11 protein-coding genes are annotated in these 15,675 nt (G+C 71.2%); 7 read left to right on the top strand and 4 right to left on the bottom strand.

The annotated features are described in order from the left end of the window. Positions 1 to 45 precede the first annotated feature (45 nt). The gene (locus J2Y69_RS09535; RefSeq protein WP_310019984.1) at positions 46 to 561 is read right to left on the bottom strand and encodes a hypothetical protein; all 516 of its coding nucleotides are present in this window, start codon (positions 559 to 561) and stop codon (positions 46 to 48) included. A gap of 191 nt (positions 562 to 752) precedes the next feature. Between J2Y69_RS09535 and J2Y69_RS09530 the strand changes: the two genes are divergently transcribed. The 7 genes from J2Y69_RS09530 (at position 753) to J2Y69_RS09500 (ending at position 7,957) form a co-directional block, all read left to right on the top strand. Continuing rightward, a complete protein-coding gene (locus tag J2Y69_RS09530; RefSeq protein ID WP_310019982.1) occupies positions 753 to 1,895 on the top strand; it encodes an ABC transporter substrate-binding protein in 1,143 nt (380 codons plus the stop codon). Then, on the top strand, positions 1,892 to 2,812 hold the full coding sequence (locus J2Y69_RS09525) for an ABC transporter permease (protein ID WP_396653069.1): 921 nt from the start codon (positions 1,892 to 1,894) through the stop codon (positions 2,810 to 2,812). Before J2Y69_RS09530 ends, J2Y69_RS09525 begins: the two co-directional genes overlap by 4 nt. Further along, on the top strand, positions 2,809 to 3,606 hold the full coding sequence (locus J2Y69_RS09520; protein WP_310019980.1) for an ABC transporter permease: 798 nt from the start codon (positions 2,809 to 2,811) through the stop codon (positions 3,604 to 3,606). Before J2Y69_RS09525 ends, J2Y69_RS09520 begins: the two co-directional genes overlap by 4 nt. Then, positions 3,603 to 4,697 (top strand): ABC transporter ATP-binding protein, encoded by a 1,095-nt coding sequence (locus J2Y69_RS09515; protein ID WP_310019978.1) that lies wholly within the window; start codon positions 3,603 to 3,605, stop codon positions 4,695 to 4,697. Before J2Y69_RS09520 ends, J2Y69_RS09515 begins: the two co-directional genes overlap by 4 nt. Positions 4,698 to 4,890: 193 nt before the next feature. Beyond that, complete coding sequence (locus J2Y69_RS09510; RefSeq protein ID WP_310019976.1) at positions 4,891 to 5,571, top strand: YqaJ viral recombinase family protein; 681 nt, start codon at positions 4,891 to 4,893, stop codon at positions 5,569 to 5,571. 249 nt (positions 5,572 to 5,820) lie between these two features. Next, positions 5,821 to 7,500: an MDR family MFS transporter gene (locus J2Y69_RS09505; RefSeq protein ID WP_310019975.1), complete on the top strand. Its 1,680-nt coding sequence runs from the start codon at positions 5,821 to 5,823 to the stop codon at positions 7,498 to 7,500. Beyond that, a complete protein-coding gene (locus tag J2Y69_RS09500; protein ID WP_310019973.1) occupies positions 7,493 to 7,957 on the top strand; it encodes a MarR family winged helix-turn-helix transcriptional regulator in 465 nt (154 codons plus the stop codon). The genes J2Y69_RS09505 and J2Y69_RS09500 overlap by 8 nt, the downstream gene beginning before the upstream one ends. 747 nt (positions 7,958 to 8,704) lie before the next feature. Here the strand turns inward: J2Y69_RS09500 and J2Y69_RS09495 are convergent. The 3 genes from J2Y69_RS09495 to J2Y69_RS09485 form a co-directional block, all read right to left on the bottom strand. Continuing rightward, positions 8,705 to 9,880 (bottom strand): SseB family protein, encoded by a 1,176-nt coding sequence (locus J2Y69_RS09495; RefSeq protein WP_310019971.1) that lies wholly within the window; start codon positions 9,878 to 9,880, stop codon positions 8,705 to 8,707. A 74-nt stretch (positions 9,881 to 9,954) separates the two neighbouring features. Beyond that, positions 9,955 to 12,393 carry an ATP-dependent helicase gene (locus J2Y69_RS09490; protein WP_310019969.1) on the bottom strand — a complete coding sequence of 813 codons (2,439 nt, stop codon included), beginning with the start codon at positions 12,391 to 12,393 and terminating at the stop codon, positions 9,955 to 9,957. Continuing rightward, positions 12,390 to 15,467 carry a hypothetical protein gene (locus J2Y69_RS09485; RefSeq protein ID WP_310019967.1) on the bottom strand — a complete coding sequence of 1,026 codons (3,078 nt, stop codon included), beginning with the start codon at positions 15,465 to 15,467 and terminating at the stop codon, positions 12,390 to 12,392. Before J2Y69_RS09485 ends, J2Y69_RS09490 begins: the two co-directional genes overlap by 4 nt. Positions 15,468 to 15,675: the final 208 nt, after the last annotated feature.

Below are 15,675 nucleotides of genomic sequence, written 5' to 3'. Positions count from 1 at the left end.
GCGTTATCTTCGCGCTGTCTCGGGACGCAGTTGCCGTTTCACGGCTCAGCGGTCCTCGACACCCTCCGGCTCAGACGGGTCCGCGTCCTCCGCGTCGGACGGGTCAACGTCCTCCGCGTCGGACAGGTCCTCCACCGAGACCGGGGTGGAGCCGGCGAACAGCACGCCGATGCCGAAGTCCTCGCCCATCGCGAGACCGCACTCGGCGAAGCGGATCATCCAGGTGCCGTCCTGCCACACGATCGCCTCCGGGGCGTCGAACGGCGGCTCGGGCGCGGAGAGCCGTGTCCGCTCCTCCGCGGAGAGGCCCCATCCTGGTGCCGCGAGCTCTGCGACGAGGAACCGGGCGGCGGACGCGGCGAGCGCGTCGAAGTCCGCCACGACCCCGCGGCCGGCGTCGAGGGCCTCCCGGGACGGGACAGCCGGGGGCTCCGCGATGATGCTCACGCTCCGCCCCTCGTCGCCGGAGACCTCCCCGGTCCAGCAGGCGATGTCGTCGGGCGCGTCCATCCGATGCAGCAGCACCCCGTCGAGCTCGATCGGATCCGGAAGATTCGTCATGCCCCGATTCAAGCAGGCGGACGCCGCCGGAGTCGTGCGACGCGGCTCGATGGGCGGATGCCCGCGGCGACGAGGGCGTCCACTCCCGCGTCACCGCCCGTTCATCCGTCCCCTCCGGTCCGGTAACCCCCGCCGCATAGGGTCCTCACGACCCGACACCGGCCTCAGCCGGATCACCGAGAGGAACCCCCATGGCACGCTTTCCCCGCCGCGCGCGTCTCATCGCCGGCCTCACCCTGGCGACGACCGCCGCGCTCGCGCTGAGCGCTTGCGCCGGCGGCACCGCCCCCGGCGCCTCGGGCGCCCCGACCAGCGGCAACGCGGCGACGGCCACGTCCGTCAGCGACTTCGGATCCTTCGCCGACCTCGAGGCGGCCGCCAAGGCCGAGGGCGCGCTCAACGTGATCGCCCTCCCCCGCGACTGGGCCAACTACGGCGAGATCCTCGACGCGTTCGCGAAGAAGTACCCCGAGATCACCATCGAGGAGCAGTCGCCCGACGTCTCCAGCGCCGAGGAGATCCAGGCCGCGAAGACCAACAAGGGCCTGGACACCGCCCCCGACGTGTTCGACCTCGGCCTCACCGTCGCCCTGCAGAACACCGACCAGTTCGCCCCCTACAAGGTCCAGACCTGGGACGACATCCCCGCCGAGCTGAAGGAGCCGGAGGGCAAGTTCACCGGCGACTACGGCGGGTACATGTCGATCGGGTACGACTCCTCGAAGTACCCGGCGCCGACATCCCTCGACGACCTGAAGAAGGCCGACTACAAGGGCGCGGTCGCGCTCAACGGCGACCCGACGCAGGCGGGCGCGGCGTTCGCGTCCGTCGGTCTCGCCACCGTGCAGTCCGGCGGCACCCTCGACGACTACCAGAAGGGCATCGACTTCTTCTCCGAGCTGCAGAAGGCGGGCAACCTGCTCAAGGTCGACGTCACCACCGCGACCGTCGCGAGCGGCGAGACCCCGGTCGTCTTCGACTGGGACTACCTGAACGCGGCCCACGTCAAGGACAACAAGAACTGGAAGGTCGTCGTCTTCGACGGCACCGGCTACGCCGCGTACTACAACCAGGCCGTCAATGTGAACGCCCCGCACCCGGCCGCAGCGCGCCTCTGGCAGGAGTTCCTCTACAGCGACGAGGTGCAGAACCTCTGGCTGAAGGGCGGGGCACGCCCCGCCCGCATGGAGGCGATGACCAAGGCGGGCACGATCGACAAGGCCGGAGCGTCCGCGCTCCCCGCGGCGCCGGCCGACACCGTCGTCCCCTCCGAGGCGCAGAGCAAGAAGGCGGGCACGCTCCTCGGCGAGAAGTGGGCCGCGGCCGTCCAGTGACCGCCCCCTCCTCCGCGGTCCCGACCGCAGCCCGCGCCGGATCGGGGCATCGTGCCCCGGCCCGGCGCGGGTCGTCCCTGATCGCGGCCGTGGGTCTCGTCCCGTTCGCCGCCTATCTGATCGTCTTCCTCGCGGTCCCCACGGTCCTCGCCGTCGGGACCGGGTTCTTCACCAAGGACGGCTCGTTCACTGGGAGCAACATCTCGGCGCTGCTGGACCCGGTCGTCATCACGACGTTCCTGAACTCGGCGGCGCTGTCGTTGCTGACCGCCGTGGTCGGGGCCGTCGTCGGCGCCCTCGTCTGCTACGCGATGCTCGGACTGCGCGCGGACGGCGCGGTCCGCACGATCGTGGACGCCGCATCCGGGGTCCTCGCCCAGTTCGGCGGGGTCATGCTCGCCTTCGTGTTCATCGCCACGATCGGGATCCAGGGGGTCGTGACCCAGCTGCTGAAAGGCACGTTCGGGATCGACATCTTCGCGAACGGCTCCTGGATCTACGAGCTGCCCGGGCTCATCCTGCCGTACCTCTACTTCCAGATCCCGCTCATGGTCATCACCTTCATGCCCGCGCTCTCCGCGCTGAGGCCGCAGTGGGCCGAGGCGAACCTGACCCTCGGCGGGACGCGCACGAGCTTCTGGCTGCGGATCGGCGTGCCCGTGCTCGCCCCCTCCTTCCTCGCGAGCCTGCTGCTCCTGTTCGCGAACGCGTTCTCCTCGTACGCCACGGCCGCCGCCCTCGCCAGCCAGGGCTCCCAGATCGTCCCGCTGCAGATCCGCACCGCGCTCACGAGCGAGACCGTGCTCGGGCGCGAGAACCTCGCCGGGGCCCTGGCGCTGGGCATGATCGTCGTGGTGGGGATCGTCATGTGGCTGTACTCCCTGATCCAGCGCCGCGCGGCGCGGTGGCAGTCGTGAACCGCCTCGCCCCGTCCGCCGCGACCCGGTGGATCATCGGGATCCTCGTCGGCGTCTTCTTCGCGATCCCGCTCCTCGCGACGCTCCTGTACACCTTCCGCGACGGGGACGGCGGTCTCACCCCCGTGCACTGGGCGGCCCTCGGCGACCCGGCGCAGGCGAGCGTGTTCCGCCCGATCTGGGCGGCCCTCGGCAACTCGCTGATCCTCGCCGCGGTCACGGTCGTGATCGTCCTGGTGCTGCTGGCGCCGACGATGATCCTGGTGAACCTGCGCTTCCCCCGGCTCCGCCCGCTCTTCGAGTTCCTCGCGCTCCTGCCGATCTCGATCCCCGCGATCGTGCTGGTCGTCGGCCTCGCGCCGATCTACCTCCAGATCGGGCGCGCTCTCGGGACCGGCGCCTGGACGCTGGCGTTCGCCTACGGGGTCACCGTGCTGCCGTTCGCGTACCGGTCGATCCAGGGGTCGATCGACGCCGTCGACATGCGCACCCTCGCCGAGGCCGCCCGGTCTCTCGGGGCGAGCTGGCCCTCCGTCGTCCTGCGCGTCCTCGCGCCGAACCTGCGCTCGGGGCTGCTGGCCGCCTCGCTCATCTCCATCGCGGTCGTCCTCGGCGAGTTCACGATCGCGTCCCTCCTCAACCGGCAGGTGCTGCAGACCGCCCTCGTCGTCGTGCAGAAGCAGGACGCGTACGCGCCGGCCATCTTCACGCTGATGGCCCTGACCTTCTGCTTCCTCCTGCTCCTGATCATCGGACGCGCCGCCCGCGGACGCTCCGGAAAGGCCGAATCATGAACGCCGACCGCGCCCTCCCCCGCACCTCGGACAACGCGCTCCTCGCGGAGGCGGGCACCGGCACCCGCGTGCAGTTCGAGGGGATCGTCAAGAGCTACGGCAGGACCCCGGTGCTGCACGGGATCGACCTGGACGTCGCCCCCGGCGAGTTCGTCTCGCTGCTCGGCCCGTCCGGCTGCGGCAAGACGACGCTGCTGCGGGTTCTGGCGGGGCTCGAGGACGCCGACTCCGGGGCGGTGCTGCTCGGAGGGCAGGACGTCTCGCGCACTCCGGTGAACAAGCGCGACATCGGGATGGTCTTCCAGTCCTACTCGTTGTTCCCGCACCTGCGGGTCGTGGAGAACACGGCGTTCGGCCTGCGCCGTCGCCGCGTCCCCTCCGCCGATGCGAAGCGGCGGGCGCTGGACGCTCTGGCCCTGGTCGGGCTCGATGCCCACGCCGAGAAGTATCCGCATCAGCTCTCCGGAGGCCAGCAGCAGCGGGTCGCCCTCGCCAGGGCCCTCGTGACCGAGCCGCGCGTCCTGCTCCTCGACGAGCCGCTCTCCGCGCTCGACGCGAAGGTCCGCGTGCAGCTCAGGGACGAGATCCGCCGGATCCAGCTGCGCCTGGGCATCACGACGGTCTTCGTGACGCACGACCAGGAGGAGGCGCTGAGCGTCTCGGACCGCATCGCGGTGATGGATGCCGGACGGATCGATCAGATCGGCACCCCGGAGGAGCTGTACCTGCGCCCCGCGACGCCCCACGTGGCGACGTTCGTCGGCCTGTCCAGCGTCGTCCGGGGGGTCGCGACGGGATCCGTCGTCCGGGTGTGGGACACGGATCTGCCGTTGCAGACGCCGGCCGACGGGATCGTGGACGTCCTCATCCGACCGGAGAACGTCCGGCTCCTCGCCGAGGGCGCGATCAGCGGGACGGTCGAGGAGAGCACGTTCCTCGGGAGCATGCGCCGGACGCTCGTGCGCACCGAGGGCGGCGAGCTCGTCCGGGTGCAGCATCCGGCGGGGATCCGGCCCTCGTTCGGGGACCGGGTCGGTCTCGGCCTCGACCCCGAGCCCGTGGCCGTCCGCCCGGCGCCCCCGACCTCCTGACCGCCGCCACTCCGTTTGCGACCGGCTCGCGCTGCTGTTTCCTGGCCCAGCCTCGCTTCGCGCTGCTCTTTCCTGCTCCCGCTCCTGAAGTTCCCGCAGCGCGGGCAGGAAAGAGCAGCGCGGAGCAAGGCATGACAGGGCGGGAGCGGCGTGGGACACGGGGGCTGTCCGCGGCCGGGGTTAGCCTCGAGGGGTGACCCCGGAACTCGAAGCGCGCATCGTGGCGGACTCCCGCGACCGCGTCGCCTGGCTCCGCGCGAGGGCACGGGGCATCACCGCGACCGATGTCGCCGGACTCACGAGCGAGAGGTCGATCGCCCGCGCCGCCGACGCCAAGCTCGGGGCGGGCCCCCGGTTCGCCGGCAACGCGTACACGGATCACGGACGCCGACGCGAGCCCGAGATCGCCGCGTGGGTCGCCGCCACCCATGGCATCCTGCCCTCCTCCGCCCTGTTCCGCGCGACCGCGGAGCCCCGCCACCTCGCGACCCCCGACGGCATCGCACAGAACGCCGAGGGGCGGATCACGCTCGCCGAGATCAAGACCACCAACAAGTCGTGGCGGGGCATCCCGCGGACCTACCTGCGTCAGGTCTGGTGGCAGCAGCACGTGCTCGGCGCCGAGCGGACCCTGTTCGTATGGGAGGAGCACGAGGACTTCTCCCCCGTGCACGACGAGCCGCACTGCGTGTGGATCGATCGGGACGAGCGAGAGATCGACCACCTCGTAGCACTCGCCACGAACCTCATCGACGAGCTCTACCGGCGAACGACCGGCCGGACCGTTCCCGAACGCTCGGCGCCTCCGGCCGAGAGCCGTCGCGACGCGCTCCGCGAGCGGGACATGTTCCGCGCGCTCGCGCTCGCCGACTGAGCGACGCCTCCGGCCGAACGACACGACGTCCCCGGGGCGGGCCGCCCGCCGGTGGTCAGCCGTTGACGACCGTGCAGGTCGCGGCGCCGATAGCCCGCCCCGCTCCTCCGCTCGATCCCTCGGATGAGCCTGCCCCGCGCCGACGGTGACCTTCCGGCCCACCGCGCGCGGTCGGCTCCACTTGGTTGATATTCATCAACCACTCGCATAAAGTGGACTTCTCTCAACCACTTTCTTCTCTGGAGTTCGATGACTGCGCCCGCGCCCGCCCCCTCCGCCATGTCGCACCGCCAGGTACTGGAGGCCCTCTCCGGCCTCCTGCTGGGGATGTTCGTGTCGATGATCGCCGCGACGGTGGTCTCGACCTCGCTCCCCGTGATCGTCCACGACCTCGGCGGCGACCAGACCGCGTTCACCTGGGTCGTCACCTCGACCCTCCTCACGACCGCGATCTCCACACCGATCTGGGGCAAGCTCGCCGACCTGTTCAACCGCAAGCTGCTCATCCAGCTCGCTCTGGTCATCTTCGTGGCCGCCACCGCCGCCGCCGGGTTCTCGCAGGACGCCGGAATGCTCATCACCTTCCGCGCCGTGCAGGGACTCGGCGCGGGCGGTCTCGCGGCCCTCAGCCAGATCATCATGGCCGACATCATCAGCCCGCGTGAGCGCGGCCGGTACATGGGCCTCTTCGGCGCCGTGATGGCCGTCGCGACCGTCGGCGGGCCGCTCCTCGGCGGGTTCCTCACCGATGTCGCCGGATGGCGCTGGAACTTCTACGTCTCGATCCCCTTCGCGATCGCGGCCCTCCTGATCATCCAGATGACCCTGAGGATCCCGCAGAAGACGCGGAAGGCCCGGATCGACTACCTCGGGATCGTGCTGCTGTCCACCGCCGTCTCGCTGCTGCTGGTCTGGGTCACCAGCGCCGGCAAGGACTACGACTGGTGGAGCATCCAGACGATCCTGATGGTCGGCGGGTCGCTGCTCGCCGCGGTCCTGTTCATCGTCGTCGAGCTCCGCGTGTCCGAGCCGCTGGTGCCGCTGCGCATGTTCCGCGACCGCACCTTCACGCTCTCCGTCGTCGCATCGATCTCGATCGGCGTCGCGATGTTCGGCACCTCGGTCTTCCTCAGCCAGTACATGCAGATGGCCCGCGGCGCGACGCCGACCCAGGCCGGCCTCATGACCCTGCCGATGATCGCCGGGCTCCTCGGCTCCTCGATCGTCGTCGGGCAGCTGATCACGCGCTACGGACGGTGGAAGTCGTACATCGTCACCGGTGCCGTGCTGATGATCGTCGGCTCGGCGCTGCTGTCCACGCTGCACTACGACACGAACTTCGTGCTGGTCTCGGTGTACATGTTCCTGCTCGGCGCCGGTGTCGGCATGTCGATGCAGAACCTCGTCCTAATCGTGCAGAACACCGCACGTCCGGAGGATCTCGGCGCCGCGAGCTCCGGGGTGACCTTCTTCCGGAGCCTCGGCGGAACGGTCGGCGTGTCCGTCATGGGCTCGGCGCTCGCCGCCACCGTGACCGGGCTCTTCACCGACCGCAAGACCGAGCTCGCCACCGCGATCGCGAGCCTCGGCGAGAAGGGCGCGGAGGTCGGGAAGCAGCTCTCCTCCGGAGCACTCCCCGAGGTCCACAACCTCCCTGAGGCCGTCCGGGTGATCGTGGAGGACATCTACGCCCAGGGCATCGCCTCCTCCTTCCTCATCGCCGTGCCGCTCGCCGTCATCAGCCTCGTCGCGGTGCTGTTCCTCCCGAACAAGCCGCTGACCCGGATGACCAGGAGCGAGCGGATGCAGGCGTCCGAGGCGGATCTTGCGACCGTGAGCGCCCCGCAGGGCATGGACGCGATCCCCGCGACCGGTCCCATCCCGACCTCGACCCGGCGCGCGGTGCGCGAGAATCGACAGGATGGCTGAGATCCCGGACGAGCGCACGACGGCGCTCCACGCGCTGGAGGCGGAGTTCGGCGAGCTCTTCTCGAGGGTCCGCCGACTCTACGTCTCCAGCGCGGAGCGCGTCGCTCCCGGCCTGTCCCCCGGTGCGTTCAAGCTCTTCTCCCTCATCGCCCGCCGCGGCCAGGCGACCGCCTCGGAGCTCGCCGAGCGGATGATGTCGGACAAGTCCCTCGTCAGCCGTCTCGTGCGGGAGCTGGAGGAGCACGGACTGATCCGGCGGACGCCCGACCCCCAGGACGGGCGCTCAAGCCTCCTGTCGGCGACCGAGAGCGGCCTGGAACGCCTGACCGAGGCTCGCCAGCACGACGACGAGCGCCTCATCCGAGCCCTCGATGCCTGGGACATCCGGGAGATCCAGGACCTCACTCGGCTGCTCCACGCCCTCTCGCAGGGCGCGGCCCCCGAGCGCAGCCCCTAGGGTAGGCCCGGTCCGTCCTGCCCGGCCCGCCCCGGCCCGGCTTCGGCCCCGGCCTGTCCTGCCCGGCCCGCCCCGTCCGTCGCGGCTTCAGCCCCGGCCCGGCTTCGGCCCCGGCCTGTCCGGTCCGTCGCGACTTCGGCCCCGGCCTGTCCTGCCCCGGTCGGTCCGTCCAGTCCCGGGCACGCCCGACTCCGTCCGTCCCAAAGACGGCGCTCAACTCCCGCTCCCGTCGCGAAATGTGCCGCATTCCCCGGCGCCGAGCGGCACAATTCGCGACCGGAGCGCAGAAGACCACCGCAACGGGGCAGCCCCGACAAGGCGGACGGTCTTGTCCGGGCCGCGCCGGGCCGCGCCAGGCGAACTAAGCGGCCTACCGCGCCGCACAGGCTCGCCCGATTCCATCCCATCCCAAAGACGGCGCTCAACTCCCGCTCCCGCCCCGAAGACGGTCCCCAACCCCCGCTCCGGTCGCAAAATGTGCCGCAATCCCCGGCGCCGAGCGGCACATTTCGCGACCGGAGCGCAGAAGAATCAACGTCGGCTGAGGGAGCAGAGCGACGAGCCGGACCAGGCCGAGCCTTGGCGGACCGGAGCCTGGTCGAACCGCGGCGCGGCGGACCGCGCACCCGGCGCGAAGTCGGGCGGACCGCGCCCGTGCCGTGTACCCGGCGCGAGGTCGGGCGGGGCGAGGCCGAGCGGTGGGCGGGTGGGCGGGCCCGGCGGAGCCGGGCGAGTCTCCCGGGCGGGCTACTCGGCGGCGAGGGCCAGCACGGGGGCGAGGGCCTCGCGGCGGACGGCGATCGTGGGACCGGCCGGATCGACGAGAACGCCCGCGAGCTCGGGATGCCCGGCGAGGACCTTGCCGATCTGCTCCCCGGAGAACGGCAGCGGCTGCTCGCCACGACCGAGGGCGATCACCTCGAGCGGGTGGGAGAACAGCTGGAGGAACCGCGTCCCATCAGCCATCTGCGCCTCGGCGACACCCATCTGGCCGTCCTCCCCCTCGGGGGCGCGGACGGCGACCCAGAGACGGGCGGTGACGAGCGCCTCGCCCACCTTCGCCTCGGAGTCGGCTGAACGTTCCGCGGCGAGCAGCGCCTTCACGGCGAAGGAGGGATCGGCCTGCTCGAGCGCCTGGACCAGCACCGCGGTCGGGAACACGACCCGATGCGGCGCGGAGGCGTTGTCGATGATGAGTCCGGCGAACGGTCCCTCCGCGACCTGCTGGAAGACCGCCTGCACGGGCTGCACGACCGCGGACGTGGGCGGGGCATCGGACTCCAGCTGCACCGAGTCCCGCACCGCCCCCGCAGAGCTGAAGGCGAGCATGTAGGAGTTCTCGCCGTCGTTGACCACACCGACCGCGAGAGGCTTGCCCTCCTTGAGCTGCTCCCCGGCGTCGCCCTGGACACGGAGGAACAGATGTCCCTGGAGCGCCTGGCGCAGCACGCCCAGCAGCTCCGTGTGCGACGCGCCCTCCTCGATCTGCGAGAGCGCCTCGCGAAGCAGCACGTTGTCGGTCATCCCCGGGATGCTCTCGGTCTGCGCCGGCGGATCCGCGGGGGCGAGCGGGAGGGTCGGCCGGGACGGAGCAGTCGGGACCGCGTTCGGCGACGGCTCGGAGGCTGGAGCCGTCGGAGACTCCTCCGCTCGCGCCTGCGCGTCCTCATCCGCACCCTGCCCGGGCGCCGCGACGTCGGGACCAGCCGGGGCGCCGAGCCCGCGGAACGCCTGCACCGAGATGTCGACGTTGACGGCCGGAACCTCCGCGACCGGAACCTCCGCGACCGCAGCGTCCACAGCCGCAGCGTCCACAGCCGAGGCGTCCGCGGAAGGAGCCTGCGCGTCGACCTCGTCTCCCGCTCCTCGCGAAGGCGTGCTGACGGCGTCGTCCTGCTTCTTACGGCGCGAGAAAAGACCCATTCCGCCAGCCTAGCCGCCGCATCCGACCGGGTCCGGTCCGACGGCGGAACGGCCGGGGAAGCCGTCCGCCCGGGCTACAGCTTCTCGATCGGCGCGATCTTGATGAGCAGCTTCTTGGCGCCGGCGGAGTCGAACCGTACGTGCGCGACCCGCTTGGCCCCGTCTCCCGTGACCTGCTCCACCCGCCCCTCGCCGAAGTCGTCGTGGCGGATCCGGTCGCCGGCCGCGAGCTCGAGCTCGCCGTTGTCGCGGACCCTGCCGGTGACCCGGTTGGGGAACTTGTCCATGGCCGTCGAGAGCGGCTTCAGCCCTTCCCGGCGAGGCAGCTCACGAGGACCGAAGCGGTCTCCGGTCCCCCCGGATCCGCCGGCCCCTCCGGGGCGTCGGGCGTTGAGGGCCCGTGACTGCATGCCGCCGCGGGAGTTGACGTCGCCGGGCGACTGTTTCCAATCGATCAGGTCTGCGGGGATCTCCTGGAGGAACCGGCTCGGCATCGCGACCGTGACCTCGCCGAACTGCGCACGGGTCATCGCGAGCGAGAGGTGGAGGCGCTTGCGGGCGCGGGTGATGCCGACGTAGAACAGCCGACGTTCCTCCTGCGGCCCGCCGGGCTCGCCTGCCGAGATCCGGTGCGGGATGAGGTCCTCCTCGACGCCGGTGACGAACACCGCGTCGAACTCCAGACCCTTGGCCGTGTGCATGGTCATCAGGGAGACGGAGCCGGAGGCGTCGTCGAGGTCATCCGCGTCCGACACCAGCGCCACCTCGGTGAGGAAGTCGGTGATCGTGCCGTCCGGGTTGTTCCGCGCGAACTCCCTGGTGACCGCGATGAGCTCGTCGAGGTTCTCCAGCCGCGCCTCGTCCTGCGGATCGCGGCTCGCCCGCAGCGCGTCCATGTAGCCGCTCTTGGAGAGGAGGACCGTCAGCCCCTCGGCGACCGAGGTGGGAGCCGGCACCTCGCCCGAGGCCGGGCTCATGATCGCCGCGGCCTCGGCGAGCACGGCGTCCAGATGCGCGATCGACGCCTGGAGCTTCGGGCCGAGGCCGAGCTGCGCGGAATGGGCGAGCGCATCGCGGAAGCTCATCCCCTGCTCCTCCGCGAAGCGGGCGATGGTCGTCTCGGTGACGTCGCCGATCCCGCGGCGGGGCTTGTTGAGGATGCGGCGCACGGACATGTCGTCCGCAGGGTTGGCCACCGAGACGAGGTAGGCCAGGGCGTCCTTGATCTCGGCGCGCTCGTAGAACTTGGTGCCGCCCATGATCTTGTAGGGCAGCGCCGAGCGGATGAAGATCTCCTCCAGCGCGCGCGACTGCGAGTTGGTGCGGTAGAAGACGGCCATCTCGGAGTACGGCATCCCCGCGCGGTGCAGGGCATCGATCTCGTCCGCGACGAACTGCGCCTCATCGTGCTGCGAGTAGCCGGTGAAGCCCGTGATCAGGTCGCCTGCGCCGCGATCGCTCCAGAGCTTCTTGTCCTTGCGGTCGAAGTTGTTGCCGATCACGGCGTTCGCGGCCGAGAGGATGTTCTGCGTCGACCGGTAGTTCTGCTCCAGGAGCACGACCTTGGCCCCGGGGAAGTCGCGCTCGAACTCGCTGATGTTGCGGATGTCGGCGCCGCGGAAGGCGTAGATCGACTGATCGGAGTCGCCGACGACCGTAAGCGACGCACCGGGTTCTGTCGGGGCCTCCTCCGGCTCGAAGATCATCATGCCGTTCGCGGCATACGGGTCCGGCGCCTCGCCCTGGACCGGGCGGGTGAGCTCGTGGATCAGCGCGTACTGGGCGTGGTTCGTGTCCTGGTACTCGTCGACGAGGACGTGCCGGAAACGGCGACGGTAGACGTCGGCGACCTGCGGGAACGCCCGGAAGAGGAACACCGTCTGCCCGATGAGATCGTCGAAGTCGAAGGCGTTGGCCTTCTGGAGGGAGCGCTGGTAGTCGGCGAACACCTCGGTGAAGACGCGCTCGGCGGGGTCTGCCATGTTCGCCTGCCGCGCGTAGGACTCCGCGTCCTGCAGCTCGTTCTTGAGCTTGGATATCCGCGACTGCACCGCCGCCGGGGTGAACCCGAAGGCGTCGGCCTCGTGATCCTTGACCAGTCTCTTGATGAGCGCCCTGGAGTCGCCGGAGTCGTAGATCGTGAAGTTCTTCGTGAAGCCGAACTGCTCGGCCTCGCGACGGAGGATCCGCACGCAGGCCGAGTGGAACGTGGAGATCCACATGCCGCGCGCGGCATCCCCCACGAGGCCGGCGACACGTTCGCGCATCTCGCCCGCGGCCTTGTTCGTGAAGGTGATCGCCAGGATCTGGCTCGGCCACGCCTCGCGCTGCCGCAGGAGCAAGGCGATGCGCCGGGTGAGCACGCTGGTCTTGCCGGATCCTGCACCGGCCACGATCAGCAGCGCGCTGCCGCGGTAGGTGACGGCTTCGAGCTGCGGGGGGTTCAGGCCTGCGAGCAGGTCGTCGGAGGGCGCGGGAGTGCCGGCGGGGACGATGAGAGGGGCTTCGGTCATTGCCTTCCGAGTCTAGGCCGGACCGCCGACATGACGATCCCGGCGACGGCGATCACGACCCCGGCGGCGGCCACGACCACGGCGGTCTCCGCGGGGATGTCGAGGTACACCGTGATCCCGAGGATGCGCGAGAGCCCCCACGGGAGCAGCCCCATCTCGTCGTTCCAGGCGGTGAGCGCGGACTCCAGCCCGACGACGGCGACCACGGCGGCCGGCAGCGCGAGCCCGATGCCCACCCCCGTGAGCACCAGCCCCGCCGCGCGACGCCTCCCCCAGGTCGCCACCAGCGCCCATGCCGCGGCGACGAACGCCCAGAGGAACAGCGCGACGGCCACGGCGATGTACAGGCCGCGCCGCGCCGGATCGGTCCAGAACGCGAACCAATAGCCTCCTGGGCCCGTGGCCGACAGGGCGGCGAGCGCGAGGACGCAGCGCAGCACGACCACCCCGCCGATCGCGGCGAGGAACGCCCACGATCCCCGCCCGCGCAGGAGGAGCAGGACCACCGCGCAGAACACGGCCCAGGCGCCGAGGGTCGCCAACGGGTGGATGAGCGAGAGCCCGGAGGTCTGCACGATGCGGGTGAGCACGAGCAGCAGGCCGGGGACGAGGACCAGCAGGACCCGTGCCGCGCGGCCGAGACCCCGCGCGGACTCCTCGGCGCGCCACGGACGCGTCGATGCGCGCCAGCCGGCCACCGCGGCGTCGACGAGCGCACGACCACGCCCGCCCGACCCCCTCCCGCCAGACCTGCCGAACCTGCCGAACATTCCGAACCTGCCGAACATGCCGAACGTCCCGAGCAGCAGCCAGACGATCGCGACGATGAGGAGCCCCCTGGCGATCGAGGCCATCGCCGCATCCCGGTCTCCGCGCTGCACGCCGAGCTCCGCCGCCGTGAGGTTCAGCGCGGGATGGGCCACGTCCCCCTCGTAGGCAGCGACATGCGCCCGCGCCTTCTCCATGAACGCCTCACGGGCGAACCGCCACCGGTCGAAGGCCTCGACGGACCCGGTGTCGTGCCATTCCGCCTGACGGAGCACCATCGCACGGTAGTCCGCGAGGAGCGCGAGGACGTCGGCCTCGTAGTCGAGCGCGGAGAGGAACGCCTCCCGCTGGCCCTGGTCCCGCCAGGTCGCGGCGTCCGTGTCGCGGATCTCCGTGCGCATGCGCTCGACCGCCTCCACGGCCGTCCTGCCTCCCGCGATCGCCTCGTCCAAGCGGTCGCGGGACACGGCATAGATGACGTCGAGCACGGCCGAGTCGCCGGTGAGGATGTCCCACTCGAAGATCCACATCATCGGCGGCGGCTCGAGACCGATCGCGGCCACCCGCCTCTCGGCGAAGGGCGCGATGTACAGCCCCTCCTCGATGGCCGTCCGCGCCTGACCCATCGCCTCGACGATCGCACGCACGGTGCCGGGATCGTCGCTGAACCACTCCCTCACCCAGCCCTCGGTGATCCGTGCGGGATCGGCCTCCGGATCGCGGGCGAGGCCGACGGCCTGTCGTGAGTTCAGATCCGCGAAGGCCCAGAACCCCGCCTTCCCGTAGAGGATCATCGGCCCCGCGCGCCAGGGCCCGCCGTCCTGCGTCCAGCCCCAGATGCCCTCGATCCGCGGGTTGCCGGCCAGCAGCCGCTGCAGCGCCCACTGGTACTGGGCGCCGAGGTCGTCGGGGAAGGCCCCGCTGCCCTCGAACTCGCGACGGCTCTGGAACTCCACGATCCGGCGCTGCTCGCCCTGCAGCAGGGTGTCGTTCAGCGGCAGCCAGCTGTAGAAGTCGCCGAGCGTGTACTTGGTCGAGACGATGAGCGACGGCGAGTCGATCCCGTCGAGCACCGCGCGGTACGAGTCCGGCTCGGTGTGCATGTCCCCGACCTCGCCGACGCCGACGCTCCAGCTCCGGAAGATCACCTCCCGCCCGCTCCGCTCGGCCTGTCCGGTGAACGCCTCCAGCATCGTGCGGACGGCGGTCGGCGTCGTGACCGCCAGCGCGGAGTAGTAGTCCCAGCCCTCGACGTCGTAGACCCGGCCGGCCTCCCCGATCCGGATGAGCACCCCGTCCAACGAGGGCGCTGCGGCGTAGAGCTCGTCGAGCCCCGCGGCGTAGACGCTCCAGAGATCGGGGCTCTCGGTGTCCAGCCCGCCGAAGCGATCCCGGAGGAACGACTCCAACGGCGTGGTGAGGGTGAGCATGTCGGTGCGGAGGAACACCCTCACGCCCAGCTCGTCGGCGCGCTCCCAGAAGGGGGTGAAGGCCGCTCGCAGCGCGAGGGCCTTGTCCACGTGCACGTCCTCGTCGGGATAGACCGGCCCTCCTGGGACGTCCGCCAGGGTGAGGAACTCCACGAGACCGGGGAACGCGAGGGCGTTGTACCCGTCGGCGACGATCCGGCGGAGGTAGACGTCGTAGTCCTCGTATGCCGCGGCGAGCGCGGTCTCGTCGATGTACGGCGCCTCGGGGAGGAAGACGCCGGCGAAGGCCTTCGACGCGTGCGAGTAGTCGGTGCCGGGCAGCCACTCGGCGGGGTCCGGGGCGACCCCAACCGCGCCCAGGTCCGCCATCCGCAGGGCGAGCCGTGGCGCGACCCTCTCGCCGATCCTCGCGGCGACATCGCGTCCCTGCCGGATCGCGGAGGCGAGATCGTAGACGCCGAGCGCGGCCCCCGCCGGCCCCCCGGCGACGATCCGCAGCTGCTCCCGGCTTCCCGCCAGCGTGTACGACTGATCATCCGGGTCGTCGCCCGCCTCGATGCGGAGAACCGAGGACCCCACCGTGGCACGGCCCGCGACGGCGGCGCCGAGCGCGTCCGCGGCCGCCTGGAGACGCGCCCCCTCGGCCCCCTCGACTGTGATCTGCGGCGGAGCGACGGCCGGGGCGACGTCGGCGACCCCGGCACCCTTCTCGGTCTCTGCCGCCGCGCCGCCCATGGGCGACGAAGGCTCGCTCCGGATCCCCAGCGCATCCCCCACCCCGACGGCGGTGACGGCCCCCAGCGCGAGCAGGATCGCGACGACGACGATCGCGAGGATCCCCCGTCCGTTGCGCTCCCGGCGCGCCGTCGCTGCCATGCCCGCACTCTAGCGGTCTCCCCCGCCCTCTCCCCGCCCTCTCCCGGCCCGGCTTCTCCGTCCCCGTCCTCGCGCCTCCCGCCACCCCGTTCCCGTCGCGAAATCTGCCGTTCCGGAGCGCCGAACGCGGCAGATTTCGCGACGGGAACGGAAGTGGCGACGGCGTGGCCGGGCGGGACGGCGGGGCACGCCGGGCCGGGACGGGCGG

It is taken from the genome of Microbacterium resistens, assembly GCF_031456305.1.
GTDB classification, from domain to species: domain Bacteria; phylum Actinomycetota; class Actinomycetes; order Actinomycetales; family Microbacteriaceae; genus Microbacterium; species Microbacterium resistens_A.
This window is presented reverse-complemented; position numbering and strand designations above follow the sequence as displayed.

Excerpts from the sequence above, each read along its gene's own strand:
- J2Y69_RS09535 (WP_310019984.1), bottom strand. The coding sequence starts at position 561 with ATGACGAATCTTCCGGATCCGATCGAGCTCGACGGGGTGCTGCTGCAT.
- J2Y69_RS09530 (WP_310019982.1), top strand. The coding sequence starts at position 753 with ATGGCACGCTTTCCCCGCCGCGCGCGTCTCATCGCCGGCCTCACCCTG.
- J2Y69_RS09515 (WP_310019978.1), top strand. The coding sequence starts at position 3,603 with ATGAACGCCGACCGCGCCCTCCCCCGCACCTCGGACAACGCGCTCCTC.
- J2Y69_RS09505 (WP_310019975.1), top strand. The coding sequence starts at position 5,821 with ATGACTGCGCCCGCGCCCGCCCCCTCCGCCATGTCGCACCGCCAGGTA.
- J2Y69_RS09500 (WP_310019973.1), top strand. The coding sequence starts at position 7,493 with ATGGCTGAGATCCCGGACGAGCGCACGACGGCGCTCCACGCGCTGGAG.
- J2Y69_RS09495 (WP_310019971.1), bottom strand. The coding sequence starts at position 9,880 with ATGGGTCTTTTCTCGCGCCGTAAGAAGCAGGACGACGCCGTCAGCACG.
- J2Y69_RS09490 (WP_310019969.1), bottom strand. The coding sequence starts at position 12,393 with ATGACCGAAGCCCCTCTCATCGTCCCCGCCGGCACTCCCGCGCCCTCC.
- J2Y69_RS09485 (WP_310019967.1), bottom strand. The coding sequence starts at position 15,467 with ATGGCAGCGACGGCGCGCCGGGAGCGCAACGGACGGGGGATCCTCGCG.